The 25,035-nt window shown below is 70.0% G+C and carries 20 protein-coding genes and 1 pseudogene; 15 read left to right on the top strand and 6 right to left on the bottom strand.

Annotated elements, in window-relative coordinates; genetic code table 11:
• Positions 1 to 60: 60 nt before the first annotated feature.
• The gene (locus tag BpN12_RS11695) at positions 61 to 2,679 is read right to left on the bottom strand and encodes a patatin-like phospholipase family protein (RefSeq protein ID WP_246792752.1); all 2,619 of its coding nucleotides are present in this window, start codon (positions 2,677 to 2,679) and stop codon (positions 61 to 63) included.
• A gap of 316 nt (positions 2,680 to 2,995) precedes the next feature.
• Between BpN12_RS11695 and mreB the strand changes: the two genes are divergently transcribed.
• The 4 genes and pseudogenes from mreB to BpN12_RS11675 all read left to right on the top strand — a co-directional run.
• The gene (gene mreB, locus BpN12_RS11690; protein ID WP_280529116.1) at positions 2,996 to 4,030 is read left to right on the top strand and encodes a rod shape-determining protein; all 1,035 of its coding nucleotides are present in this window, start codon (positions 2,996 to 2,998) and stop codon (positions 4,028 to 4,030) included.
• A gap of 350 nt (positions 4,031 to 4,380) precedes the next feature.
• The gene (locus tag BpN12_RS11685; protein ID WP_246792750.1) at positions 4,381 to 6,648 is read left to right on the top strand and encodes an amylo-alpha-1,6-glucosidase; all 2,268 of its coding nucleotides are present in this window, start codon (positions 4,381 to 4,383) and stop codon (positions 6,646 to 6,648) included.
• Between the two features lie 177 nt (positions 6,649 to 6,825).
• On the top strand, positions 6,826 to 7,092 hold the full coding sequence (locus BpN12_RS11680; protein ID WP_246792749.1) for a hypothetical protein: 267 nt from the start codon (positions 6,826 to 6,828) through the stop codon (positions 7,090 to 7,092).
• Between the two features lie 631 nt (positions 7,093 to 7,723).
• Positions 7,724 to 7,975, top strand: a pseudogene (locus BpN12_RS11675) (VOC family protein); the annotation flags it as partial.
• 788 nt (positions 7,976 to 8,763) lie between these two features.
• Here BpN12_RS11675 and BpN12_RS11670 read toward each other — a convergent pair.
• Positions 8,764 to 9,762, bottom strand: coding sequence for an alcohol dehydrogenase catalytic domain-containing protein (locus BpN12_RS11670; protein WP_246792748.1), 999 nt, complete (start codon positions 9,760 to 9,762; stop codon positions 8,764 to 8,766).
• A 127-nt stretch (positions 9,763 to 9,889) separates the two neighbouring features.
• Here BpN12_RS11670 and BpN12_RS11665 point away from each other — a divergent pair, with 127 nt between their 5' ends.
• From BpN12_RS11665 to BpN12_RS11645, 5 genes are all read left to right on the top strand, one after another.
• Positions 9,890 to 10,780 (top strand): LysR family transcriptional regulator, encoded by an 891-nt coding sequence (locus tag BpN12_RS11665; protein ID WP_246792747.1) that lies wholly within the window; start codon positions 9,890 to 9,892, stop codon positions 10,778 to 10,780.
• Between the two features lie 233 nt (positions 10,781 to 11,013).
• Complete coding sequence (locus tag BpN12_RS11660) at positions 11,014 to 11,214, top strand: hypothetical protein (protein ID WP_246792746.1); 201 nt, start codon at positions 11,014 to 11,016, stop codon at positions 11,212 to 11,214.
• Between the two features lie 178 nt (positions 11,215 to 11,392).
• A complete protein-coding gene (locus BpN12_RS11655; protein WP_246792745.1) occupies positions 11,393 to 11,962 on the top strand; it encodes a fimbrial protein in 570 nt (189 codons plus the stop codon).
• Between the two features lie 91 nt (positions 11,963 to 12,053).
• Positions 12,054 to 12,848, top strand: coding sequence for a fimbria/pilus periplasmic chaperone (locus BpN12_RS11650; RefSeq protein ID WP_246792744.1), 795 nt, complete (start codon positions 12,054 to 12,056; stop codon positions 12,846 to 12,848).
• Between the two features lie 102 nt (positions 12,849 to 12,950).
• Positions 12,951 to 15,548, top strand: a complete 2,598-nt coding sequence (locus BpN12_RS11645; protein ID WP_246792743.1) for a fimbria/pilus outer membrane usher protein — start codon at positions 12,951 to 12,953, stop codon at positions 15,546 to 15,548.
• Between the two features lie 323 nt (positions 15,549 to 15,871).
• Here BpN12_RS11645 and BpN12_RS11640 read toward each other — a convergent pair whose 3' ends face one another.
• Entirely contained in the window at positions 15,872 to 16,723 is an 852-nt protein-coding gene (locus BpN12_RS11640) for an alpha/beta fold hydrolase (RefSeq protein ID WP_246792742.1), read from the bottom strand.
• Positions 16,724 to 17,055: 332 nt separating this feature from the next.
• On the opposite strand from BpN12_RS11640, the gene BpN12_RS11635 reads away from it, so the two are divergent.
• Positions 17,056 to 17,916 carry a MurR/RpiR family transcriptional regulator gene (locus tag BpN12_RS11635; RefSeq protein ID WP_246794699.1) on the top strand — a complete coding sequence of 287 codons (861 nt, stop codon included), beginning with the start codon at positions 17,056 to 17,058 and terminating at the stop codon, positions 17,914 to 17,916.
• A 401-nt stretch (positions 17,917 to 18,317) separates the two neighbouring features.
• Positions 18,318 to 18,581 carry a YodC family protein gene (locus BpN12_RS11630; protein ID WP_246794698.1) on the top strand — a complete coding sequence of 88 codons (264 nt, stop codon included), beginning with the start codon at positions 18,318 to 18,320 and terminating at the stop codon, positions 18,579 to 18,581.
• Between the two features lie 468 nt (positions 18,582 to 19,049).
• On the opposite strand, the gene BpN12_RS11625 is transcribed toward BpN12_RS11630, so the two are convergent.
• Both BpN12_RS11625 and BpN12_RS11620 read right to left on the bottom strand, forming a co-directional pair.
• Positions 19,050 to 19,373, bottom strand: coding sequence for a superinfection immunity protein (locus BpN12_RS11625; RefSeq protein ID WP_042628740.1), 324 nt, complete (start codon positions 19,371 to 19,373; stop codon positions 19,050 to 19,052).
• 122 nt (positions 19,374 to 19,495) lie between these two features.
• The gene (locus BpN12_RS11620) at positions 19,496 to 19,891 is read right to left on the bottom strand and encodes a rhodanese-like domain-containing protein (RefSeq protein WP_246792741.1); all 396 of its coding nucleotides are present in this window, start codon (positions 19,889 to 19,891) and stop codon (positions 19,496 to 19,498) included.
• A gap of 110 nt (positions 19,892 to 20,001) precedes the next feature.
• Between BpN12_RS11620 and ftrA the strand changes: the two genes are divergently transcribed.
• The 4 genes from ftrA to BpN12_RS11600 all read left to right on the top strand — a co-directional run bounded on the left by ftrA (position 20,002) and on the right by BpN12_RS11600 (position 23,754).
• Positions 20,002 to 20,958 (top strand): transcriptional regulator FtrA, encoded by a 957-nt coding sequence (gene ftrA, locus BpN12_RS11615; protein ID WP_246792740.1) that lies wholly within the window; start codon positions 20,002 to 20,004, stop codon positions 20,956 to 20,958.
• A 368-nt stretch (positions 20,959 to 21,326) separates the two neighbouring features.
• Positions 21,327 to 22,778 carry a M20 family metallopeptidase gene (locus BpN12_RS11610; RefSeq protein WP_246792739.1) on the top strand — a complete coding sequence of 484 codons (1,452 nt, stop codon included), beginning with the start codon at positions 21,327 to 21,329 and terminating at the stop codon, positions 22,776 to 22,778.
• Between the two features lie 203 nt (positions 22,779 to 22,981).
• The gene (locus BpN12_RS11605) at positions 22,982 to 23,470 is read left to right on the top strand and encodes a GNAT family N-acetyltransferase (RefSeq protein ID WP_246792738.1); all 489 of its coding nucleotides are present in this window, start codon (positions 22,982 to 22,984) and stop codon (positions 23,468 to 23,470) included.
• A gap of 65 nt (positions 23,471 to 23,535) precedes the next feature.
• On the top strand, positions 23,536 to 23,754 hold the full coding sequence (locus BpN12_RS11600; protein ID WP_246792737.1) for a DUF1653 domain-containing protein: 219 nt from the start codon (positions 23,536 to 23,538) through the stop codon (positions 23,752 to 23,754).
• Positions 23,755 to 23,782: 28 nt separating this feature from the next.
• On the opposite strand, the gene BpN12_RS11595 is transcribed toward BpN12_RS11600, so the two are convergent.
• Positions 23,783 to 25,003 carry a winged helix-turn-helix domain-containing protein gene (locus BpN12_RS11595; RefSeq protein ID WP_246792736.1) on the bottom strand — a complete coding sequence of 407 codons (1,221 nt, stop codon included), beginning with the start codon at positions 25,001 to 25,003 and terminating at the stop codon, positions 23,783 to 23,785.
• Positions 25,004 to 25,035: the final 32 nt, after the last annotated feature.

The raw sequence follows: 25,035 nt of genomic DNA, 5'->3' as shown, positions 1-25,035 counted from the left end.
CGCGCGGGTTCAAGCGGGCCGAAGCAGGCCGCATCGGGTCCGACCACGCTCGACCGGCGCTCAATAAGTCCGGCCGAGCTGGAAATACAGGTTGCGCACGCCGCCCGGCGCCAGCGCGACACCCACGTAGATCGGCCCGAACGAGGTGGCGAAGCTCGCGAACAGTGAGTAGCTCTGCTTGAGCGGCCCGCTGCTGATCGAATCGTCGGCGCTCCAGACGTTGCCGACCTCGGCGCTCGCGCCCACGTAGAACGCCTTGATCGGCGACGCGTTGAACGTCATCAGCCGGTTCATGTAGGTGAGCTGGCCGTAGGCGAGCGCGTCGCCGCTCAGCTGGTCGGCCGCGTAGGCCGACAGGTGCTGGAAGCCGCCCAGCGTGAACGCGAGCAGGTTCACCGGGCTCACGCCGCCGAGGCTCTTGCCGCCCTCGATGCTGGCGCTGAGGCTGTGCCGGCCGAACTCCTGCGCGATCATCGCCTTGCCGAACAGCTCGGTATAACGCGTGCGCTCGCTCGCGACGATCGAGCGGTCGACGCGCATCTCCAGGTAATAGCCGCGGCGCGGCAGCATCGGATCGTCGAGCTGGTCGATCAGCAGCCGCGCGCGCGCGGTGAGTTCGTGGCCGTTGTAGGGCTCGAACGCCTCGCCGATCGGCCGGCCGTCGGGCGCGGTGTCGACCGGCAGGTTGTAGGTGGCCGAGGCGCTGCCGTGCGCGTAGGCGAGGCCCACCCGGAAGTCGCCGAGCCGCGCGATCGGCAGGCCCAGGTCGAGGCCGAGCCGCTGCGTCTGCAGCCGGTACTGGGTGAGCTTGTAGTCCTCGTAGTAGACGTTCGCGAAGCGCCGCTCCAGCTCCGCGTAGGGCGCGAGATAGAAGCCGTAGCGGCTCGACAGCGGCTGGCGCAGCTCGGTGCGCAGCGCCTGCAGGTCGCTGCCGAGCGTGGTGTCGGCGCGGAATTCGAGCCCCGAGTCGGTCAGCCAGGGCCGCCGGTAGCCCACGTGGAAGCGGAAGCCGCCCTCGTCGCTGGAGCTGCTCGACATGCCGAGCCCGAACAGCAGGAAGTTCGGCCCCCAGCTCTTCTCGCGCGCATCGATCAGCAGCGTGTTGCGGTTGCCGTCGGTGATCACCTGCTGGGTGACCGAATCGAAGTTGCCGCTGGTCGACAGCGCGAGCAGGTCGCGGTTGACGGCCTGCGGATCGTAGACGTCGCCGGGCTTCACGTGCAGCGCGTCGGCCACCACGCGCTTGGGTACCGGGCCGCCCGCGCGGATCTCGATCTCGGCGAGCCGCACCGGCGGCGCCGGCGCGCGTGCGTGCGCGGCGCGATAGGCCGCGTAGTCGGCCGGCGACAGCGCGTAGCGTTCGAGCCGAGGCAGCGCGGCGTTGGCCGCCGCCTCGCCGGCCTTGATCGCCTGCTGGGCGTTCTGGAAATCGATGAACGACAGCGAGCCGAGATCGGGTTCGAGCAGCACGTCGTCGCGGCGCAGCTGCGCGTGCTGCGCCGCGACGTTCTGGCGGATCAGGATGCCGAGCATCTGCTGGATCACGTCGGCCGCCGAGGCGAGCGAATCGAGCGGGCGCAGCTGCGAGCCGATGTCCACCGCGATCACCCGGTCGGCGCCCATCCGGCGCGCGGTGCTGACCGGCAGGTTGCTGACGAGGCCGCCGTCCACCAGCGTGCGGCCCGCGATCTCGGTGGGCGAGAACAGGCCCGGCAGCGCCATGCTGGCGCGGATCGCGAGCGGCAGCGAGCCATGGTCGAGCACCACCATGCGGCCGTTGCCGAGGTCGGTGGCGACCGCGCGGAACGGCACCGGCAGCTTGTCGAACGACTGGTTGACGGGCACCGCGGCGGTCCAGTCGGCCAGCAGCGCCTGCAGCCGGTTGCCCTGGATCAGCCCGGCCGGCGCCTTGAAGCCGTTCGGGCCGAAGCCCACCGTCAGGCCGCCGATGTAGTGCTCCTCGTCCTCGCGGCGCTTCTGGGGCAGGTCCGCGCGATCGACCACGTCGAACGCGATGTCGGTGAGGTTCACCGCGGAGAGCCGCCGCGCCATCTCGTCGGCGCCCATCCCGCTCGCGTAGAGGCCGCCGACCACGGCGCCCATGCTGGTGGCCGCGATGCAGTCGACCGGGATGCGATGCGCTTCCAGCACCTTCAGGACACCCAAATGCGCATAGCCGCGCGCGCCGCCGCCCGACAGCACCAGGCCGATCGCCGGCCGGCCCGCCGGGCCGCCGTTCGCGATGCAGGCGTGGGTGGGGGCGCTGTCGTCGGTGGGGGCGGTGGGCGAGGGCGATGCGGTTGTTGCTGCCGCCGAAGCCACCGAAGATTCTGTCCCCATTGCCGGCGCGGCCGCGTTTTCTCCGTTTGCATTGCGCTGCGCCTGCATCGCCGCGAGCGCCGCGGCCCAGGCCGTCGAATCGGGCGATGCGCCCGGTGCTCCCGAGGCGGCCGGCGCGGCCGGCCCGTTCGCCGCATCGGCCCGCGCCGTGGCGGGCAGCGCGCAGCAGGCCAAGCCGAGCACGGCGATCGCGACGCGCACGACGTGCGCGGCACGCGGGCCATGGCGGCCATGGCGGAAGCCGACGGATTCAGGCCCGGCCGCCGACAGCGGCGCGCGGGCAGCGAGGCGGTCGGCGGACGATTCGCGGTGCGAGGCGGAGGAGGCGATGAGGCGCATTTCTACTGTTGATATCGGTATGGCGTGGTTGCGCGGCGGCGCATGCGCGGCCCCAGCCGAGAGGGTACAGACTTTGCGGCCGCCGTCAATTTATGCGGTCGATGTCAGGGAGTCCCGACTTTTCCGTCAAATTGTTAATTGGATATCGGAATATTCTCCATTGACCCGGAATTACCTACAGTAGAAACTTCCGGTCGACGGCGCATCATCATCGATGCGCGCGCGAGCGGGCAACGAGCGAGCGGTACCGGCGCGGGGAAATGCCGGATCGGGCCGGGTTCGCGCGTCTTCGTCGGTCAGTTCGTTGGGGCACACAATGTCGACACCCATGCTGGGCAGGCTTTTCTCGAACGACGTCGCGGTCGATCCAGGCACCGCGAGCACGCTTATCTACACGCAGGAACGCGGCGTGGTGCTGAACCAGCCATCGGTGGTCTGTTTCCGCAAATCGGCCGCGCATGCCGAAAAGGCGCGCGTCGAGGCGGTCGGCGAACTGGCCAAGGCGCTGATCGGGCGCGTGCCCGAGCATCTCGAGGCGGTGCGCCCGCTGCGACACGGCGTGATCGCGCATTATCCGGCGGCCGAGCAGATGATCCGCCAGTTCGTCGGCATGTCGCACGCGCGCTCGCTGTTCGGGCGGCGCATCGCGTTCACGATGTGCGTGCCGTCGAGCGCCACCGCCGTCGAGCGCCGCGCGCTGCGCGAGGCCGCCATGGCGGCCGGCGCCTCGCGCGTGAGCCTGATCGGCCAGTCGCTGGCGGCCGCGCTCGGCGCGGGGCTGCCCGTCACCGAGGCGGTCGGCTCGATGGTGGTGGACATCGGCGGCGGCACCACCGAGGTCGGCGTCGTCTCGCTCGGCGGCGTGGTCTACCAGCAGTCGGTGCGGGTCGGCGGCGACCAGTTCGACGCGGCCATCATCAACCACGTGCGCGGCCTCTACAACGTGCTGCTCGGCGAGCAGACCGCCGAGCACGTCAAGAAGCAGATCGGCTCGGCCTGCCGTTCGGTGCCGCGCGAATCGATGCGCGCGGTCGGGCGCGGCGTCGAGGACGGCCTGCCGCGCACCATCGAGCTGTCGAACCACGACGTGGCCGAGGCGCTCGCCGCGCCGTTGAACCAGGTCATCACCACGGTCAAGGCCGCGCTCGAGAAGGCGCCGCCCGAACTCGTGACCGATATCGCGCATCGCGGCATCGTGCTGACGGGCGGCGGCGCGCTGCTTGCTCATCTCGACCGGCGCCTGTTCGACGAGACGGGCCTCGCGGTGCGCGTCGCCGACGAGCCGTTGAGCTGCGCCGTGCGCGGCGCCGGCGAGGCGATGGGCCGGCTGGAGGCCGACGTCGATCACTGACGGTCGTTATCTCGTTTTGTTCGGCTGTCCGGCTGTCCGGCTGTCCGGCTTGACGCCGGGCCGGCCGGCGGGCGGTTGCCGGAGCGGGCGGCCGTGGCGCCTCGCGATAGCCGCCGCCCATCCACCCATTCATCCATACCCGCGCGCGATCCGCTCTGCCACCGGCTCCCCGCCATCCACGCCCCGTTCCCCGGCGCCCGCCTGCGGACCGCAGCGCGCCCCGCCGTCCCCGCGCGCCGGATTCGCGACGCTGCGTGGCGGGCGCATTCTGGCCTATCCTGTGGCGAATCGGGGTGCGAGCAGCGACAGGCCCGCCGCCCCTTTCCCGTGGACCGCAGTCAGGAGTCGCAATGCCCGGTATCCCAGCAGATCACGCTTCCTCGACGGCCGCGCAGGCTGTTGCCGCCACCTCGTCCGCGCCGCCGGTGGCGCCGCCCGCGGGCGCCGCGGCGCCCCCCTTCATCGCCCCCGAACCCGGCTCGCAGAAGCCCGTGCGCGGCAGCCAGCACGTGCTGAAGTCGGGCGACGCGTTCGTCGTCAGCGACGCGCTCGGCGACATCTCCGGCCACGACGACGGCCTGTTCGTCGACGACATGCGCGTGCTGTCGGGCTGGCGCCTCACGTTCGGCGGCCGCGCGCCGTCGCTGCTGTCGGGCGCGACCAGCGCCGACAACGCCTCGTTCACCGCGCATCTGACCAATCGGCCGCTGCCGCCGCTCGGCGGCCACGAGATGCCGGAAGGCATGATCCACATCGAGCGGATGCGCGTGCTTTCCGACAACGTGCTCTACGAGGCGCTGACGCTGACCAACTACGGCACGACCGACGCCGAGGTGCCGCTGTCGATCTCGTTCTCCGCCGATTTCCTCGACATGTTCGAGGTGCGCGGCACGCCGCGCGAGCGGCGCGGCGAGGTGGCGGCGCCGCACGTCGAGTCGGGCCAGGTGCGGCTGCGCTACGACGGCCTCGACGGCGTCGCGCGCACGGTGCGGATCGGCTTCTCGCCGGCGCCGGTGCGGCTCGATACCGAGCGCGCCGACTATACGCAGACGATTGCCGCGCAGGCCTGCGTGTCGATCTACCTGACGGTGGAGGCGCGCATCGAGCGTGACGGCGAGCCGGCCGAGCCGTCGCAGCCGCTCGCGGAGGCGGGCCGGCCCGGCCTGCGCCGCGCGCTGGTGCAGGTCCACCGCAAGATGCGCGAACGGCGTCGCATGACCGCGCGCGTGCGCACCAGCAACCCGCTGTTCAACGCCTGGCTGGAGCGTTCGCTCGCCGATCTCGGCCTGCTGACCACCCAGCTCGAGACGGGGCCGTATCCGTATGCCGGCATCCCGTGGTTCTCCACGCCGTTCGGCCGCGACGCGGTGATCACCTCGCTGCAGATGCTGTGGCTGCAGCCGTCGCTCGCACGCGGCGTGCTGCGCTTCCTCGCGCAGCACCAGGCGCGCGAGGCGTCGGCGTTCCGCGACGCCGAGCCGGGCAAGATCATGCACGAATTCCGCCGCAGCGAGATGGCGGCCACCGGCGAGGTGCCGTTCGCGCTCTACTACGGCGGCGTCGATACCACGCCGCTGTTCGTGGTGCTGGCGGGTGCCTACCTGGAGCAGACCGGCGACGCGGCGCTGATCGACGAGCTGTGGCCCGCGCTCGAACGCGCGGCCGACTGGGTCGCACGCGCCTGCGACCGCAATCCGCTCGGCCTGCTCGACTACCAGAAGACCTCCGAGCGCGGCCTCGCGAACCAGGGCTGGAAGGACAGCCACGATTCGGTGTTCCACGCCGACGGCCGCTTTCCGGAAGGGCCGATCGCGCTGGTGGAGGTGCAGGCCTACGCCTGCGCGGCGTTCGACGCGATGGCGACGTTCTCCACGCATCGCGGCGACGACGAACGGGCCGCCGGCTACGCGGCGCGCGCGAAGAAGCTGCGCGAGGCGGTGGAGACGCACTACTGGATGCCGGAGGCCAATTTCTACGGGATCGCGCTGGACGGGCGCGGCGAGCTGTGCCGCGTGCTGGCGTCGAACGCGGGGCACCTGCTTGCTTTCGGGCTGCCCGAGGCGAGCCGCGGCGAGGCCGTGGCGGCCACGCTCGACTCGTCGCTGTTCCGCACCGGCTGGGGCGTTCGCACGCTCGCGGCCGGCCAGCCGCGCTTCAACCCGATGGCCTACCACAACGGCTCGGTCTGGCCGCACGACAACGCGCTGGCCGCGCGCGGCTTCGCGCGCTACGGCAACAAGACGGCCGCCACCGAGCTGCTGCGCGCGCTGTTCGAGGCGGCGGTCAGCTTCGACATGCGCCTGCCCGAGCTGTTCTGCGGCTTCCCGCGCCGGCGCGGCGAGCCGCCCACGGCCTATCCGGTCGCCTGCCTGCCGCAGGCCTGGGCGGCCGGCTCGCCGTTCATGATGCTGCAGGCCTGCCTCGGCGTGAGCGTCGACGCCGCGCGCGGCGAGGTGCGCATCGAGCGCCCGGCGCTGCCCGAGGGGATCGCCTGGCTCGATCTCGACGGGTTGCGCGTGGGCGACGAAACGGTCTCGCTGACGTTCCGCCGGGTCGGCGGCCAGGTGGTGGCGGCCGCGCAGGGCAACGGGCGCGTGAAGGTGGTGGCGGCGCTGTAGGCAGGCGGCCGGACGGGCGGCGAGGGCGGTCGGGCAATGGAACAGGCCGTGGCCAGTCGCCGCGTCGTGTCAGGCCGCCCGCCCGGCCCGCGCGGGAATCACGCGAGCACCGCGCGGTCGAATCGATGGAGCGCGCCGCGTCCGGCGGCGCATCGTTCAGTTCAAGGAGAAGGCACCATGACCCAGGAAACCCGGCCCGACGAAGGCCGCCCGCGCGACCGCGACGCGCAGCTCGAACAGATGGAAGCGGCGGTCGATCACCTGCATGCGTCGGTCGCCTCGCAGTCGATCGCGACGGGCGCGGCCAAGGGGCTCGCGTTCAGCCTGATCGAGACGCTCGGCACGCTGATCGGCGACCCGGACCTGCCCGAGCATGCGCGTTCGGGCTACGAGGCGCTGCGTGCCAAGGCCGGCGAGCTGATGACCTCGCTCGAGCGGCACTGAGCCGGCGGCGCGGGCCGTCTGCCCGGGCCGCTGCCCGTCCATCAGGCGCGAACAAAAAGACCTGTCGGATCAACGGCTTGGGCTGGCGATCCGGCTGATGTCCACAAACTTGCGCACATCATCTGTTGACAACCCGGCGACCGGTGCGATGGCTCGCCGGCCGCTTTTTTTACGCCTCGGCCGGGCGCCGGCCACCCGCCGCCACGGGCCTCGCGGCAGCCGGCGATCCGCCGAAGAGCCATGCCGGTCGTGGCTTGGCGCCTGCCGGCGGCGGCCCGGCGAGGCGGGTAAGCAAGCCCTTGCCGCCGTCGTGTCGGGCCTCGCGCGGCCCCCGATCCGGGCCATTTCGTGACGAAGTCGTGAGCGTTCCGACAGGGTCGAAAAAAATCCTCGTCTGATCAATGGCTTGGCGACGCTGGCTCGCTGATATCCACAGGTTTGCCAACAAAAACTGTGGATAACTTTACCTCTGCCGCGCCATCGAAATCGGTACCCGATACCGATTGTCAATACCGAGCGCCGATACCGGTACCCGGCCGCGGCGCGGTCTTCCACCGGGCCACCCTGCCTTGCGACGTCGATGCGGGCCGGCGCACGATGTTTTCGCTGGCCGTGTCGATTTCGGGCTGGCCCGCGCACGCCGAACGGCTCGCCCGTGATGCCGCACTTGTACGTGGAGGACGCCGACGCGGTGACGGCGCGCGCCGTCGCGGCCGGCGCGTCGCTGACGATGCCGGTTGCCGGGAGGTTCTGGGGCGACCGGCACGACCAGCTCGAGGATCCGTTCGGCCACCGCCGGTCGGTGGCCACGCCCCTGCGCGATCTCATGCCCGAGCAGGTGCGCGATGGGATGGCGCAAGGCATGCGCGACGCGCCGCCGGCACGCCGAACGCCGCGGGTTTCCGGATCCGGCGGCGTGCTACCGAAACAGGCAGCACGCCGCCCGGCTGCCGCATCCGCGATGCCCGGCAATAAACCGTGCCCGATCAATGCGTTGCGGCGCTGATGCGCAGGAAATCCACAAAGTTGCCAACAGAAATTGTGGACAAGCGGTGGCCGATGGCGCGCCGGGCGACGGTGACGCTTTCGTGACACGTCCGGAAAAACATCGACGGATCAATGGCTTGAGGTGAATGGCCTCAGGATGTCCACAAGCTTGCCAACAAAAAATGTGGACAACGTGGGTGGCTGGCGCGGCCCGGAAGCGACGCGTCGCGCGGGGCGCAATGCGGCATCGCATCGGCGCGGCGCGCCTCGGCCATGGCCGAAAGCGCCGGGCGAGACATGGTTGCGGGGACAACTAACTGCTCATGCAGGCGTTGATTCGAAACGGCTTTTCCGTGCGGTTGACGCGATGTCCGCCATGTGCGCGGGCGCCCGGAAAGCCTGCCGAATGCCGGTATCGTGAAAAATAGGCCAATCGAATCAAGCGCTTGGCGAAGTCACGCTAAAGATATCCACAAACTTGCCAACAAAAACTGTGGACAAGCCCGGCATCGTACACGCCTCGCAACCACCGTGACCGATCCGTGCTCGCCGAGAAAAAGGTGCGTTCGATCAATGGTTTAGGGAAGGCGTGCGCAAGTCATCCACAAGCTTGCCAACATTTTCTGTGGATAACGTCGCACGAGGCGAGGCGGCCGCCTTGCCGCGCCTCCCGCGCCACCGCCCTCACGGCACCAGAATCGCCTTTTTCGCGTCCGCCGGCGCATAGGCCATCGCCGCCTCGATCTGCGCGAAGCGGAACGTCTCGCCCTGATGCGTGGCGAACAGCGGGTCGTCGATCACGCCTTCGAGCAGGCCGAGCGCGGCTTCGAGCCGCCCCGGCGCCTTCACCGTGGCGCTCTCGAAGTTGCTGAAGCGCCGCATCACGAAGTTCTTCATCATGAACAGCGCGGACGGCAACGCCACCGGCTCGGCGCCGCCGAGGAAGCCGTAGAAATAGAACGTCGTGTTGGCCGGCAGGCTCGGCGCGATCGCGCCCACCAGCGCGCCGCCCACGCCGTCGAACACGGCGGTGGCCGCGAGCCGCGCCGACAGACCGGCAAGCGCCTCGGCGAAACCCGCCTCGCCCGTGACGAGGACGTGCTCGACGCCGCGTAGCCGCAGTGCGTCGCGGGCCGCCGCGCTGCGCACCAGCAGGATCGCCGGCAGCCCGCGGCGCCGCGCGAGCGCGGCCAGCGCCAGGCCGGTGGCCGAATTGCCGGCCGTGGCGATCACGCCGCGATGGCCGGCCGCGACGATTTCCTCGAGAAACGCATGGGCCGTGATGACGTTCACGAGCGAGCCGCAGTAGTCGCGCGCCGGCACCGTGTCGGGCAGGATCAGGCAGTTCGTGTACGGCATCTGCGCGCGCTCGCACCAGAGGCCGATGCTGTCGGCGCTGCGGCCGAGCGAACGGTAGGCCGCCACCTGCCGCCCCACGTAGCGCGCCGGCACGCCGGCGCCCACCGCCACCACCGTGCCCGCGCCCGAGGCGCCCCACACGTCGTGGCGCGTGGCGGCCAGCGCGACGCCGGCCGCGGCCGGCTGGCGCAGGAAGGTCTTGTCGCCGTGGTTGATCGCCGCCGCCGTGATATCGACGAGGACATGCCCCGGCGCCGGTTCGGCGGGCGCGGGAATCTCGCGGACTTCCAGTTCCCGGCTCGGGGTCACGCAAATCGCTTTCATCGCTTGTGCTCCAGTGGATTCGGCCGCCAGTCGGCCCGGGCATGACTTCACCACGTCGATTCATTGCGCGAAACACCGATCCGCGCATACCATCGATTCCATTTCGGAATTGATCGGGGAGCAGACCATGGACCGCCTGGATGCGATGCGCCTGTTCGTGCGGCTCGTCGAATGCGGCAGCTTCACCGCCGTCGCGCGCGCGGAGGGTATCGGGCAGCCGGCCGTGAGCAAGCAGATCGACGCGCTCGAACGCTATCTGGGCGCGCAACTGCTGTCGCGCACCTCGCGGCGCGTGGTCGTGACCGATGCCGGCCACGCGTTCTACGATTCGGCGAAGACGCTGCTCGACGATTTCGACGCGGTCGAATCCTCGGTCGGCACGCGGCAGCGTGCGCCGCGCGGGCTGATCCGGCTCAATACCGCGCCCGGCCATGGGCGGCTCTGCATCACGCCGCTGTTGCCCGAATTCTTCCGGCGCTATCCGGACGTGGAGATCCAGATGTCGGTGTCGGCGCGCCATGTCGACCTGATCGGCGACGGCATCGATCTGGCCGTGCGCCATGGCCGGATGGCCGATTCGTCGATCACGGCGCGCAAGCTCTACGAATCGCCGATGGTGCTGGCGGCGAGCCCCGCCTATCTCGCCTCGCGGCCCCTGCCGCGCGTGGTCGCCGATCTGGACGCGCAGCGCTGCATCGTGTTCGCGCATGGGCGCGAGCGCTATGCGTGGTCGTTCCGCGTGGACGGGCAGCAGCTGTCGTATCTGCCGCAGGGGCCGTTGACGACCGGCGACGCCGAGCAGGTGCGCGCCGCCGTGCTGTGCGGTCTCGGCATCTCGCAGGTGCCGAGATGGCTGCTGGCCGACGAGATCGACGCGGGCGCGGTGACGGTGCTGCTGCCGGCATGGCAGCCCGAGCCGCTCGACGTGCATCTGGCCTATCCGGCCGGGCGTCGCGTGCCGGCGCGCGTCAAGGTGTTGATCGACTACCTGGTGGCGGCGTTTGCCGGGCAGCCGTGACGAGCGCCGGCTCGGCATCTCGGAATTTCTCGATATTTTCGAAATGATTCGATAAGCCAATTCATATATAAATCGGTATGTGGTAACGGTCTTTGATAAAAATTTTTAAATAAAAATATAAGAAAAACTTCATGCATCCATGATTGGCGTCAATGTTGCAATTCAGTTGAATGTCAATCTTTTAATTCCAGATGACGATGCGCCGGTGTGATGCCGCCGTGACAGAGCCGGTCTTGCGTCGCGATTCCGTTTCATGGCGCGTTTTTCGCTCGGACAATGCCTCGCTTTTGCATTCGCGCGCCGCCGGCAAGGTCATGGTTTTCAGTATTCTTCCTCGCTTATTGCAGGCGATATCGAACCTGGAGGCGGCGGGCAAGCCTGCCGCTTTCCCAGGAGCCGACAGCAGTCGCCGGATGGTAAATGCGTTGTCGTGATCATCCTGATTGAGACGTTTTTCATTTTCATGAATGGGCCGTCGTGTTGATTGGGGGAGTGTTTTTGATGGTGAGCCTTCATTGAGCGGATGTCGCGGCTGAGCCGGATGGCCGTGAAGTCTTCAATGTTTCGCGGTCGATTGTCGAGTGGTGGAAGTTTATTTTCATGAGATGGAAAATGGGAAAAATCGCAAGAATCGTCACGTCGCTGGTCGCCGTGTCCTCCGTCGGTGTCGTCGGTACCGCGTTCGCCGCGGACGGCACCATCACGTTTACCGGTAACGTCAGCGCGCAGACCTGCACGATCAACGGCGGCGGCAGCAGTTCGAAGAATTTCACGGTGGCGCTGCCGAGCGTATCGGCGAGCCAGCTCGCCGCGGCCGGTGCAACGGCGGGGCGCACCGGCTTCAGCATCGCGCTGACGAACTGCACGCCGGCAACGGGCAACGTCCACACCTTCTTCGAATCGGGGCCGACCGTCGATCCGTCGACAGGCAATCTCGTCCTGGTCAAAGGCGGTGAGCCCGACGCCTCCGACGTCGCGGCCAACGTCCAGATCTCGCTGCTCAACAGCGACCAGACCAAGATCCAGCTCGGCGCGCCCGATGCCTCGCAGAATTCGAAGTCGGTCCCGATCGACAAGAGCGGCGCGGCCACGCTCTCGTACTTCGCGGAGTACGTGGCGACGGGCACGGCGAGCGGCGGCTCGGCGAATTCGAGCGTCATGTATTCGCTCGTCTACCAGTAATTCGGTGTCCTTGGGTTCCGACCGGACGGCGCCCGCCCGCGGCGGCTTCGCGCCGTCCGGTCGTTTCATCTGCAACCGTCTGGAGCTGACCATGGTATCGAGGAAGACCGTCCGGCTCGCGTGGCTCGCGGGATGCGCCGCCTGGCTGATGCAGACCGCGGCGCCGGTGTCGGCCTCCGTGGTGATCGGCGCGACCCGCGTGATCTACAACGCGCCGGAGCCGGAAGTCACGCTCAGGCTGTCGAACGTGGGGCAATCGCCCGCGCTGGTGCAATCGTGGATCGACACCGGCGACCTCTACAGTGCGCCGTCCGACATCAGCGTGCCGTTCACGGTGACGCCGCCGATCGCGCGGATCGATCCGTCGAAGTCGCAGACGCTGCGCATCATCTATACGGGCGAGGCACTGCCCGGCGATCGCGAATCGGCGTTCTGGCTCAACGTGCTCGAGGTGCCGCCGAAACCGGACACGCGCGAGGCCGAATCGCACCGGCTCCAGCTGGCGTTCCGTTCGCGCATCAAGCTGTTCTATCGCCCCGAGCATCTGCCGGGGACCGCCGACGGCGCGCCGTCGCGGCTGGCGTGGCGGCTCGCGCGCGTGGATGGCAAGCTCGTCGCCGAGGCACACAACCCCACGGCGTTCCATGTCTCGCTGACGAGGCTGCGCATCGTCGAGGGCGACAAGGTCGCGACGTTCGACGACGGCGCGATGATCGATCCGGACAGCAGCCACACGTTCCCGCTGCGCGGCGATGCGCTCGACGTCGCGCCGGGCGCGCCGGACCTGATGGTGCGCTACGACACGCTGAACGATTTCGGCGGCGTGGCCGAGCGAAGCGCGCCGATCCGGGCGGGGCAGGCGCCCCGCGGGAGCGGTCGCGACTAGCGGCCGGCTGCGCCGCCAGCTCCGGGCTCGCTCATTTTCCGTTGCAGGCGCGGCGTCCGGCCGGGCGTCGATGTGCCTGCAAGCAATCGATCGGCTATCGTCATGCAGCGTCCCTACAGATTGCCCTCGCCGGTACGCTGCCGTGCGCGTCCCTGCCATCTGCTCGCGCTGTCGCTGTTCGTGTCCGCCGCGGCGGCGGCGCAGTCGAACCCGTCGCAGGTCGCGGAAGTCCGGTTCAACGACACGTTCCTGCGCCGCCCCGGCGCGCCGCGCATTGACGTGAGCCGCTTCGACAAGGGCAATCCGGCGACGCCGGGCACCTATCGCGCGGATCTCTACGTCAACCAGAACTGGCTCGGCCGCACCGATGTCACGCTGAAGCCGGTCGATGGCCGTCCGAACGACGTGCGGGCCTGCTTCGACCGTGAATTGCTGCAGCGGGTGGGGGTGGCGCTCGACCGGCTCTCGCCGCAGGCCAGCGCGAAGCTGGCCACCGCCGGGACCGGCGGCTGCGTCACGCTCGACGAGCTGGTGCCCGACGCCGGCGCCGTGTTCGACAACGGCGCGCAGCGGCTCGACGTCAGCGTGCCGCAGGCATTCCAGAGCCGCGACGCGCGCGGCTACGTCGATCCGCGCTACTGGGACGACGGCGTGCCGGCCGCGCTGCTGCAATACAACGCGAACGTCTACCGTTCCGACGGGCAGGGCGAGGCGTCGACACAGGCCTACCTCGGGATGACCGCCGGCTTCAACGCCGGGCCGTGGCGTTTCCGGCACAACGGCAACCTGACCTACGGCTCGCGGCGCGGCACGCACTACCAGTCGATCCAGACCAGCGTGCAGCGCTCGATCGCGCGGCTCAAGAGCCAGCTCGTGATCGGCGAGGCGTACACCGACGGCACGCTGTTCGACAGCGTCGGGTTCCGCGGCGTGCGGCTCGCGAGCGACGAGCGCATGTATCCGGAGTCGCAGCGCAGCTATGCGCCGACCGTGCATGGCATCGCCGACAGCAACGCGCTGGTGCAGGTGCGGCAGAACGGCAACATCATCTACAGCACCAACGTCGCGGCCGGTCCGTTCGTGATCGACGATCTCTATCCGACCGGATACGGCGGCGATCTCGAGGTCGTGGTGACCGAGGCCGACGGCGGCATCCACACGTTCAAGGTGCCGTATGCCTCGACCGTGGATGCGCTGCGGCCCGGCATCACGCATTTCAGCGTGACGGCCGGCCAATATCGCGACGCGGCGCTGTCGAGCCGGCCCGTGCTGTTCCAGGCCACCGTCCGGCATGGCTTCACGAACCTGCTGACGGCCTACGGCGGCGTGACGGCCACGCCGGGCTACGTCGCCGGCCTGGTTGGGGTGGCGCTCAACACGCGCTTCGGCGCGTTCAGCCTCGACGTCACGCATGCCAACACGAGCCTGCCGGGCGGCAGCACGCGGCATGGCCAGAGCGTGAAGTTCTCGTACAGCAAGCTGATTGCCCCGACCTCCACCAACATCACGGTGGCCGCCTACCGTTATTCGAGCAGCGGCTACCTGAGCCTGCGCGACGCGATGCAGCTGCGCGATCCGTCGGCCAGCCGCCCGGACGGGCCATGGCGCGGCGGCATCCTGCGCGGGCAGCTGCAGGTCACGGTGAACCAGTCGCTGCCGTCGGGATGGGGATCGTTCTACGCGTCGGGCTCGACCGTCAGCTACTGGAACCGGCATGGCACCGACACGCAGTTCCAGGCCGGCTACAACAACAACTTCCGGCGCATCACCCTCGGCGTGGCCGTGGCGCGTCAGTTCGACGCCACGCGCCGCCGGTGGGACAACCGGGTCATGCTGAACGTCTCGATGCCGCTTGGCGGCGGCAGCCACCCGGCCTACGCGTCGACCAGCGTGCAGCGCGATTCGAGCGGCGAGACCACGCTGCAGCAGTCGCTGGCGGGCACGCTCGGCGCGGCCAATCAGCTGAACTACGGCGTCAACCTCGGCCGCGCGAGCCGCAGCGGCGGAGGCGCGGCCGTCAACGTGGGCGGCAACGTGTCGTATCTGTCGCGCTATGCGACGCTGACCATGAACGCGTCGAAGGGCACGGGCTTCACGCAGTACGGCGGCGGCATGTCGGGCGGCGTGGTGGCCTATGCCGGCGGCGTCGCGTTCACGCCGAGCATGAGCGAAACGGTGGCGATCATCGAGGCCAGGGGCGCGAGCGGCGCGCGCGTGACATCCGGCAGCGGCCTGCGCATCGATCCGTTCGGGCACGCGATCGTGTCGAGCCTGATGCCGTTCGAGACCAACGAGGTCGAGATCGACCCGAAGGGCCTGCCGATGAGCGTCGAGCTGAAATCGACCACGCAGCGCGCGGTGCCGACGGCCGGCGCGGTGGTGCGGCTGCGCTTCAGGACGGAAGGCGGCGGGCGGGCCGTGATCATGCGGATCCGGACCCGCGACGGCAAGCCGGTGCCGTTCGGCGCCGAAGTGTTCGACGCGAAAGGGCAGCACGCGGGCACCGTCGCGCAGATGGGCAGCGTCGTGTTGCGCGGCGTGAAGACGAATGCGGGCACGCTGCGCGTGACGTGGGGGCCCGCGGCTTCGGAGAGCTGCACGGTGTCGTACCGGCTGCCGGTCGCGAAGCACGCGCGCGCGGCGCGCTGGACCGCCACGCACGCGGTGTGCGTGGCCGATCCGGCGGTGCAGGTGAAGTAGCCGGTGGCGGAGGCGGCGCGACGCGATTGACGATGGCTCGCGGCTGGCGCCTGATGCGGCCGGTCCGAGCGCGTGGGAATCTTGCTGGCGCGTGGCGCGACGGGTTGCCGGGCGAGCGGGCGATGTCCCGGGCACCGGGATGCGGATGGAGCGGCCGCGGCGTTGCCTGCCGGAGTGCGACCCGCCCGCCACGCCGCCACGCCGGCCGATACGCCGCCACGCCGCCACGCCGCCACGCCGCCACGCCGCCACGCCGCTACGCCGCTACGCCGCTACGCCGATACGCCGGCCGATACGCCGATACGCCGCCACGCCCAGGCCGCTCAGCGACCCACCTCGCCGAGAAACGCCGCCACCGCCTCGAGCACGGCCGGCATCGCTTCGCGATGTGGAACGTGCGCGCAGCCGGGCAGCAGCACGACGCGCGCCGGCCCCGGCACGCGTTCGGCGATGCGGGCCGGGTGGCGCGGCGAACCGTATTCGTCGTGTTCACCGTGCAGCGCGAGCACCGGGCAGCGGATGCGCGCGAGCGTGGCGTCGAGCGTCCAGCCGCGGAAGGCCGGATCGAGCCAGGTGTCGATCCAGGCGTCGAGTACCCAGCGCGCGCGTTCGCCGTGATGCCGCCGCAGCCGCTCGAACTGCTCCGGCAGCGCGAACGCCTCGCGCGCCGCGCGGATGCCGTCGAGCGTGCGGTCCTCGACGAACGCCTGCGCCGCGATCGTCACCAGCGCCTCGCAGCGCGCCGGTTCGGCGGCCGCGAAGCCGGCCGCCATCCCGCCGCCGACGCTGTGGCCGAGCGCGACGAAACGCGAGAAGCCGAACGCCTGCCGCAGCGCCGGCAGCGCGAGGCGCGCCTCGTCCTCGATGAAGCGGGCGGTGAGCGGGCCGTGGGCCGGCGCCGAGCGGCCGAAACCGGCGCGATCGTAGGCGATCACGTCGCGGCCGGTGGCGCGCGCGAGTGCGGCAGGGAAGTCGCGCCAGAGCGCGACGCAGCCGAGCGAGTCGTGCAGCAGCACGATCGGCGCGGCGGTGGCGCCGCCGTTGATGTCGGGTTGGGCGTGGAGGTGCCGGGCCGCGTGGGCGGGCGGGGCGTCCCGCGTGGCCCGGGCGGCCGGCCAGCGCTGCGCGAACAGCTGGCCTGACGGCGTGTCGATCCAGCGAATCTCGTCGGTCATCGAAAGTCTGGCCGGACCCGGGCCGGCGCATCTGCCTGCTTGCTGACATCGGCCGGGAAACCGTTTTGCATCAGGGGCTTGGCGCGCCGGTGCGCAGGATATCCACAAGCTTGCCAACAAAAAGCGGGGATAACTGGCGGCGCCGCCACGGCCGGCCGGGCTCGATGCAATGTAGCAGAAACGCCGTGCGTCACGCTCCGGCGCCAGCCTTCGCGGATGCGCGCGCGGCGCGTTCGCCCGCGGTTCGCCGGGCCGTTCGCGCTCCGCGGCCCCCGGGCGGGCGGCGCGCGACCCGGTGATACCATGGGCGCCCGCTCCAGCCCCTCGTGACGATGCCCGCCAATTTCGACGAACTCGCGTCCCTGATCCGGACGCAATTTTCCGAGCTGAGCCCGCAATTCCAGGTGGGCGCCGCGTTCCTGCTCGACCATCCCGACGAGGTCGCGGTGTCGTCGATGCGCAAGCTCGCGCAGCGCGCGCAGGTGCAGCCCGCCTCGCTGGTGCGGCTCGCGCAGCAGTTCGGTTTCCCCGGCTGGAACGAGTTGCGCGACCTGTTCGTGGCGCGCGTGCGCACGCGCCCCGCGCCGATGACGCAGCGCGCGCGCTCGCTCGTGAAGCCGGGCGCGAAGGCCTCGCTGTCGCACGACCTGCTCGCCGCGCAGCAGCAGAACCTGGCCGACACGGCCGCGCGCAACGAACGCGCGATCGCCGACGCGGCGCGGCTGATCCGCAAGGCGCAGCACGTCCATGTGGCGGGCTTTCGCTCCTGTTATCCGGTCGCGTTCGGCTTCGTCTACGCGTACCGGCTGTTCCGGCCCAGCGTGTCGCTGCTCGCGGGCATGGCCGGTTCGCTCGAGATGGATCTGCGCGCGATCGGCAAGGCCGGCGTGACGGTGATCGTCAGCTTCGCGCCGTACTCGACCGAGGCCACGCGCGTGGCGAACATCGCGCGCGAGCGCGGCAGCCGGATCGTGGCGATCACCGACAGCGCCGCGTCGCCGGTCGCGCTGGCCGCCGACGCCACGCTGATCTTCGGGCACGACAGCCCGTCGTTCTTCCCGTCGCTGGTGGCCGCGCACGCGCTGGCCGAGGCGCTGGTCGCCCAGTTGCTGGCGCTGGAGGGCGGCGAGGCCGTGGCCGAGCTCGAACGCGCGGAATCGGAGCTGCATGCGCGCGGCGCCTATACGGGCTGAGACGGGCCGAACCCCCTGAATCCGCAGCCCGTCGTCGGAAACCGTTCCGTTCGTGGCAGCCAGATGTCATGGCGAGAAAAACCCTCGATATTTTCAGTTCGCGTTTTTCAAACTTTGACATTTCCACGCGGAACGATTTCAACGGAATAATCCAATTCGGCGATTCGGTATTACGAAAAAGCCGGATCAAAACCCGGCAATCCGGACAGGTTGGGGCGGCAACGATGGCGCCCATCAAACGCTTTACTGGCAAGGAAGACAGGTTGGTGGACGGGTTTTCGTCAGTTCGTCTAAGTGAAGCAGAAAAGACCGCTTGTCCTCGAATAGTTTCGTTGCTAGTCTGCTCGAAACCGACAAATCGGCGCTCGCCCGATAATCGGGTTACGAGAGAGATTAGGGCCATGACAGCACTTCACGATATCCGCGCCGCGTCGCCGCGCATCGGCGACGTCGTGACACTCAAGACCGGCGGAGCCCGGATGACGGTCACCTACGTCGGCATCGCCGGCGATCAGCTGTACCTCACCTGCCAGTGGTTCGATGCCAGCGGCGAATTCTGCCAGCAGCGCTTCGCGGTGGACGCCGTCGTGCGCGAGCCGACCACCATCACGGCCGGCCGCGCGAGCCTGCGCCGGTTCGGCGCCTCCGACGGGATGGCGCTATGAGCGCGCCGCGGCCGGTGCGGATGTCGCGCGTGGGCAAGCACGTGTACGGCACCTCCGGCCACGCCGTGCGGTAAGCCGCGGCACCGGCACACCTGCCCGCCGGAGCGGGCGCGGCCGACTGGCCACCAAGCCGAATCGAAAACGCGCCCGTTCAGGGCGCGTTTGCATTGGGGAAGGCTTTGCGCGGCGACAGCTGACGGCGGCCCCATCCCCCCGACCACATTTCCCTTCCCACCTTTCCAGCCGCAATGATCCCGCGCTGGCCGCAGTGCAACGGCCGCCTGTACTGCACTCGTCGCCTCGCGCCCGACCGCCCGCGGGACAACTGGCGCGGCCATGCAATCGCACGGCGCGGGCAGGGGGCTCGGGCGCTCAGGAAGGGGTGAGGCGGGCGGTGCGGGCTTCGGTGGGTGACGCGGGGCGGGTGCTACGCGGTCGGTGCCACGGGGAAATCCGGCGACGGCGGGCTCAGCGGTCCTGCTTTTCGATCCAGGCTTGCTGGAGGGCGACGCGGCGTTGCACGCGGTCGACGAGGCCCGTCGAGAACGTGCTCATGCTGATCGAGCGGCGCGTCTGCACGATCGCCCCGGCAAGGTTCTTGGCCGGGTTCGGCTGGCGCGCCCAATAGAGCGTCATCGCCCAGCCCACCACGGTCCAGCCGAACAGGGCGTTGAACAGCGCGAGCGTCAGCTTGTCGTGTCGACCGCGGCGGTCGGCGACGATGGCCGGCAGAAAGTAGACCGCGATTGCGATTACGGCCCCGACGATCTGGATCAGGATTTTCATCTGCATGGGTGCTTCTCCTTCCGTGTTGCAGTGCGACGAAGTCGACTGAAGTGGGACAGATTGTCGCGCTTTTTCGGATGTTGTGCCGGCAACTAATTGTTGCGTTTCCGAAGATGATCATGGTTGGCCTACCGTTCCGTCACCAATTCGAAGCGCTCGTCGAGCCATCCCGTCACCCCGCCTGCCATAAGCTTCACGGGCCTTTCGGCCCGGGCCAGGCGCAGTGCCGCGCGGGCCGCGCCATTGCAGTGCGGCCCCGCGCAATAGACGACGAATATCGTCCCGATTGGAAAATTCGATAGGCGGCTTGCGACGATCTTGCGGTGCGGAAGATTGATCGCGCCCTCGATATGGCCGGCGGCGAACAGTTCGGGGCTGCGCACGTCGAGCAGGACGAAATCGGGCGCGCCGGAGGCGAGTGCGTGGTGGACGTCCCAGCAATCGGTCTCGAAGCGCAGCGTGGCGGAGAAATGCTCGACGGCGGCCGCGCTGTCGGCGGCGGGAATCTCGGTGACGAACGACATGTTTGTGACTCCTGGCGGGGTGGCGAAAGGCCGGTGAATGCGTGCCAGTATCGGGGTCGCACGATCGCGGCGCCACTGGCGCGATCGACAACTTCCGGTAACATCGCGCCATGTCCGATCATCTCGTCGTCGCGCTCGCCTACGACCGCCTCTGCACCTTCGAATTCGGTTGCGTGGTCGAGCTGTTCGCCCTGCCGCGTCCCGAACTCGAGGTCGCCTGGTACCGCTTCGCCGTCTGCGCGGCCGAGGCCGGGCCGATCCGCGCGGCGGGCGGCATCACCGTGGCCGCGCTGCACCGGCTCGCGCTGCTCGACCGCGCCGATACCATCGTGATTCCCGGCTGGCGCGATCCCGACGAGCTGCCGCCCGAGCCGCTGCTGCGCAAGCTGCGCGCGGCGCACCGGCGTGGCGCGCGGCTCTGTTCGATCTGCTCGGGCGTGTTCGTGCTGGCGGCGGCCGGCGTGCTCGACGGCCTGACCGTGACCACCCACTGGCGCTACGTGGAGAAACTGCGCGCGCGTTATCCGGCGCTGCGCGTGAATCCGGACGCGCTGTACGTGGACGAGGGGCGCGTGATCACCTCGGCCGGCTCGGCCGCGGGGCTCGACATGCTGATGCACGTGGTGCGCCGCGACCACGGCAGCGCGATCGCCAACCGCGTCGCGCAGCGGCTGGTGCTGCCGCCGCACCGCGACGGCGGGCAGGCGCAGTTCGTGCCGCGGCCGGTGGCGCCGGACGGCCAGGACCGGCTCGCGAAGCTGATCGACTGGCTGCGTGAGCACGCGGCCGAGCCGCATACGCTGGCCGCGCTCGCACGGCGCGCCGCGATGAGCCCGCGCACGCTGCAGCGGCAGTTTCGCGACGCGACCGGGCTCGCGCCCTATGCGTGGCTGATCCGCGAGCGCGTCGGGGTGGCCAAGGAGATGCTGGAGGCGAATTCGGCGCTGCCGCTCGCGCAGGTCGCGGCGCTCGCGGGCTTCGGCTCCGAGGAATCGCTGCGGCGCCATTTCCGGCGCGTCGCGGCGACGAGCCCGGCCGCTTACCGGCGCGGGTTCGACGCGCGCTGATGGCGGGCGCTGGTCGGGCGGTGCGATGGACGGGAGCCGCTGCCTGAGGGCGGGGCGGTGATCGGGCGACGTGCCGGCTCGCACGCGTCGCATCGATGTTGGCCGGGCGCGTGACTCGAACTCCCCGATCCGTGCGCCATCACCGCAATCCCGTGTCCCGCGCGGCACCGCCTCATTCAGCGGATTCCGCCGGCCTCACCGCTGTTGGCTCGCCGCTATCGTCTCGCACCGGTTTTGCCGACCCCGCCCGACCCGCGCCGGCGCTGCGCCTCGTCATCGCCGAACGCCTCGCAGCGCTCCATCCCGGCCGCATGCCCCCGCATCGGCGCTATCATCGGTGCTTCGTCCCCACCGATTCCGACACGATCATGACAAGCCCCGCCGACACCACGATCGATCACGCCCGTCTGGCCGATTTCATCGAGCGCAAATGGAACGACGAGATCGTTCACGAGCTGACCGCCTACATCGCGATCCCGGCCAAGAGCCCGGCGTTCGACCCCGACTGGCAGCAGCGCGGGCTGCTCGAACGCGTGGTGGTGGACGCCGCGCAGTGGGCCGAGCGCCAGCTGGTGCGCGGCCTCACGCTCGAGATCGTCCGGCTGCCGGGCCGCACGCCGGTGATCTTCTTCGACGCGCCGGCCACGCGCTCCGGTACCACCGAAACGATCCTGCTCTACGGCCATCTCGACAAGCAGCCCGAGTTCGACGGCTGGCGCGCCGACCTCGGCCCGTGGACGCCGAAGTACGAGGGCGGCAGGCTCTACGGCCGCGGCGGCGCCGACGACGGCTACGCGATCTACGCGAGCCTGACCGCGCTGGCCGCGCTCGACGCGCAGGGCATCGAGCGCCCGCGCTGCGTGGGCCTGATCGAAACCTGCGAGGAATCGGGCAGCTTCGACCTGCTGCCCTACGTCGATGCGCTGCGCGACCGGCTCGGCAAGGTCGGCCTGGTGGTCTGCCTCGATTCGGGCGCCGGCAACTACGACCAGCTGTGGCTGACCACTTCGCTGCGCGGCCTCGTCTCCGGCGAACTGCAGGTGGAAGTGCTCGACGAAGGGCTGCACTCGGGCGTGTTCGGCGGCATCGCGCCGTCGAGCTTCCGGATCATGCGGCAGCTGTTCGAGCGGCTCGAGGACGCCGCGAGCGGCAGCCTGCTGCCGCGCGTGTTCCATTGCGAGGTGCCGGCCGGCCGCGTGCGCGAGACCGACGCGGCCGCGGCGATCCTCGGCGATCTGGTCTGGAAAGGCCTGCCCTGGGCCTGCGGCCAGGACGGCCGCCCGGTGCTGCCCACCACCACCGATCCGCGCGAGGCGCTGCTCAACTCGACCTGGCGGCCCTCGCTGGCCGTGACCGGCGCGGGCGGCCTGCCGCCGCTCGACAACGCCGGCAACGTGCTGCGGCCGCGGACGGCGTTCAAGCTGTCGCTGCGGCTGCCGCCGCTCGTCGACGCGGCGCCGGCGGTGCAGGAGCTGAAGCGACTGCTCGAACTCGATCCGCCCTACAACGCGAAGGTCACGTTCAAGCCCGACGCGGGCGCGGCCACCGGCTGGAACGCGCCCGAGCTCGCGCCGTGGCTGGCCGCGTCGCTCGACGAGGCATCGCGCCGCCACTTCGGCGCCGACTGCGCCTACATGGGCCTGGGCGGCACGATCCCGCTGATGAACGTGCTGCAGGAGGGCTTCCCGTCCGCGCAGTTCATGGTGTGCGGCGTGCTCGGGCCGAAATCGAACGCGCACGGGCCGAACGAGTTCCTGCACGTGCCGTATGCGAAGAAGCTGACGGCGGCCGTGGCCGACGTGATCGCCGCCACGCGCTGAGCGGCGCGGCCGGGGGCGTGGCGGCTGCCGCGTCGTCAGGCCGGTGGCCGCCGTTGCTGTTGTCTGCGTCGTGTCTCGCGGCGGCCGGTGTCGCCGCCGGCCGCTTTTGCATGTCGCGACGATCTCCGGCCTTGCCGCGCGATCGCGCCGCGATCTCGCCACCCTCCGCCGCGGCGTGCCGCGATCTCCAAGGAGTCTTCCCGATGAGCGTTTCCCCGTCGCCCGCGCTACGCATCTCGACCGACCGGCGCGAACTCGACGTCGACACGATCCACGCGTTCCTGCGCGACCACGCGCCCTGGGCGCTCGGCATCCCGCGCGAGGTCGTGCAGCAGTCGATCGACGGCTCGCTCTGCTTCGGCGCATTCGTCGGCGACACGTTCGTCGGCTTCGCGCGGCTCGTCACCGATCTCGCGACCTTCGGCTATCTCTGCGACGTGTTCGTGCTGCCGGCGCATCGCGGCCACGGTCATGCGCGCGTGCTGATCGACACGATATTCGCCGATCCGCGCGTGACGAAGCTGCGCCGCGTCGCGCTCGTCACGAGCGACGCGCACGGGCTCTACGCGCCGGCCGGGTTCGCGGCTCCGGCGCATCCGGAGCGCTGGATGGAACTGCATCGCCCCGACGTCTATCGGGCTGAAGTTCGAACCGACCCGCCGCCGATCGAGCCGCCGATCGAGCCGCGCTGAACGGCGCGCGCGGCGCGTCTGCCTCTACAATGCGGTCCTCGCATTTCGATGGAGCATCGACCAGCATGACCGAGCAGGAAGCCGAACAGATCGCCACCCACCGCCACTACAAGGGCGGCCTCTATCGCGTGATCGGCACCGCGCGCCATTCGGAGACGGAGGAGCCGCACGTCGTCTACGAACATCTGTGGCCGCACGAGCGCGGCCTGTGGGTGCGCCCCGAAGCCATTTTTCACGACACGCTGGCCGACGGCCGCCCGCGCTTCCTCAAGCTGCGCGACTGATCGCCGACCGCGTTCCGGGCCGCCGCGCTCAAGCTCCGGCGAGCGCGGCCTTCAGTTCACGCGGCGCGTCGCCCACGGCCACCTCGGGCGTCGCGTGCCAGTCCGCCAGCCGGCGGATCGCGCGCGCGACGTCGGCCGTGAGCCCGCTGCCGAGCTTCACGCCCGGCTCGACATGCACGGCCTTCAGCTCGAACACGCCCTGCGCGCGATGCGCCTTGGCGTCCACGCGCCCGACCAGCTTGCCGCGATGCAGCACCGGCAGGCAGAAGTAGCCGTAGCGGCGCTTGTGCGCGGGCGTGTAGCACTCGATCGTGTAGTCGAAGTCGAACAGCTGCGAAGCGCGCCGCCGGTCCCAGACCACCGGATCGAACGGCGAGAGCAGCGTGGTCACCGACGAGCGCAGCGTGTCGTCGGCCGCGCGCGCGAGCAGCGGCGCGAGATCGCGATGCACGAACGCGTCCTCCTTCCAGCCTTCCACGGCCACCGGCAGCAGTTCGCCCGCGTCGGCCAGCGCATGCAGTTCATGACGATAGGCGCGCCTGGGCAGCCGGTAGTAGTCGGCCACCCAGTCCGCGCGCGCGATGCCGAGCGCGCGGCAGGTGTTGCGCAGCAGTTGCGGCAGCACGCCGTCGGGCGCCGGCAGGTCGCGCGTGTCGTCCCAATGCGGCAGCACGCGTTCCCATACGTCGTAGATGCGCTGGAAATTGCGGCGCGCGGCCACCATCAGCTGCCCGGTCGAGAACAGCACCTCGAGGTGGCGCTTCTCCGGTTTCCAGTCCCACCAGCCGCTGCCCTTCTCGCCGGCCTCGCGTGCGAAATCGGCCGAGCGCACCGGCCCCGTCGCGCGCACGCGTTCGAGCAGCGCGTCGATCGCGTCGCGGTGCTCGTCGTGCCAGCCCGCCGCGTATTTCCAGCCCATGCCCTGCGGGTTGAGCATGCGGTGGCGCATCAGCCCGAACGCCTCGATCGGCAGGAAGCAGGCTTCATGCGACCAGTATTCGAACAGGCTCGCCTCGGCCAGATGCTCGTCGAGCCACTGCGGCTGGTAGGGGCCGAGCCGGCTGAACAGCACGAGATAGGGGCTGCGCGCGACCACGTGGATCGTGTCGATCTGCAATTGCGCCATGCGGCGGATCGCATCGAGCACGTCGGCCTTGACGGCCTTGCGGCGCGGCGCGGTGAGCAGGCCCTGGGCGGACAGATGCAGCGAGCGGGCGGCGTTGAGCGAGAGCGGGGGGAGCGCGGTCACGGCGGCGAGGGCGGGGCGGGCGTGGGAACGGG

The sequence above is a fragment of the Burkholderia perseverans genome (assembly GCF_022870505.1).
In the GTDB taxonomy this organism is placed as follows: domain Bacteria; phylum Pseudomonadota; class Gammaproteobacteria; order Burkholderiales; family Burkholderiaceae; genus Burkholderia; species Burkholderia plantarii.
This window is presented reverse-complemented; position numbering and strand designations above follow the sequence as displayed.

Bases quoted from the DNA above. Each gene is read 5' to 3' on its own strand.
- BpN12_RS11695 (WP_246792752.1), bottom strand. From the start codon at position 2,679: ATGCGCCTCATCGCCTCCTCCGCCTCGCACCGCGAATCGTCCGCCGAC.
- mreB (WP_280529116.1), top strand. From the start codon at position 2,996: ATGTCGACACCCATGCTGGGCAGGCTTTTCTCGAACGACGTCGCGGTC.
- BpN12_RS11685 (WP_246792750.1), top strand. From the start codon at position 4,381: ATGCCCGGTATCCCAGCAGATCACGCTTCCTCGACGGCCGCGCAGGCT.
- BpN12_RS11680 (WP_246792749.1), top strand. From the start codon at position 6,826: ATGACCCAGGAAACCCGGCCCGACGAAGGCCGCCCGCGCGACCGCGAC.
- BpN12_RS11670 (WP_246792748.1), bottom strand. From the start codon at position 9,762: ATGAAAGCGATTTGCGTGACCCCGAGCCGGGAACTGGAAGTCCGCGAG.
- BpN12_RS11665 (WP_246792747.1), top strand. From the start codon at position 9,890: ATGGACCGCCTGGATGCGATGCGCCTGTTCGTGCGGCTCGTCGAATGC.
- BpN12_RS11655 (WP_246792745.1), top strand. From the start codon at position 11,393: ATGGGAAAAATCGCAAGAATCGTCACGTCGCTGGTCGCCGTGTCCTCC.
- BpN12_RS11650 (WP_246792744.1), top strand. From the start codon at position 12,054: ATGGTATCGAGGAAGACCGTCCGGCTCGCGTGGCTCGCGGGATGCGCC.
- BpN12_RS11645 (WP_246792743.1), top strand. From the start codon at position 12,951: ATGCAGCGTCCCTACAGATTGCCCTCGCCGGTACGCTGCCGTGCGCGT.
- BpN12_RS11640 (WP_246792742.1), bottom strand. From the start codon at position 16,723: ATGACCGACGAGATTCGCTGGATCGACACGCCGTCAGGCCAGCTGTTC.
- BpN12_RS11635 (WP_246794699.1), top strand. From the start codon at position 17,056: ATGCCCGCCAATTTCGACGAACTCGCGTCCCTGATCCGGACGCAATTT.
- BpN12_RS11630 (WP_246794698.1), top strand. From the start codon at position 18,318: ATGACAGCACTTCACGATATCCGCGCCGCGTCGCCGCGCATCGGCGAC.
- BpN12_RS11625 (WP_042628740.1), bottom strand. From the start codon at position 19,373: ATGCAGATGAAAATCCTGATCCAGATCGTCGGGGCCGTAATCGCAATC.
- BpN12_RS11620 (WP_246792741.1), bottom strand. From the start codon at position 19,891: ATGTCGTTCGTCACCGAGATTCCCGCCGCCGACAGCGCGGCCGCCGTC.
- ftrA (WP_246792740.1), top strand. From the start codon at position 20,002: ATGTCCGATCATCTCGTCGTCGCGCTCGCCTACGACCGCCTCTGCACC.
- BpN12_RS11610 (WP_246792739.1), top strand. From the start codon at position 21,327: ATGACAAGCCCCGCCGACACCACGATCGATCACGCCCGTCTGGCCGAT.
- BpN12_RS11605 (WP_246792738.1), top strand. From the start codon at position 22,982: ATGAGCGTTTCCCCGTCGCCCGCGCTACGCATCTCGACCGACCGGCGC.
- BpN12_RS11600 (WP_246792737.1), top strand. From the start codon at position 23,536: ATGACCGAGCAGGAAGCCGAACAGATCGCCACCCACCGCCACTACAAG.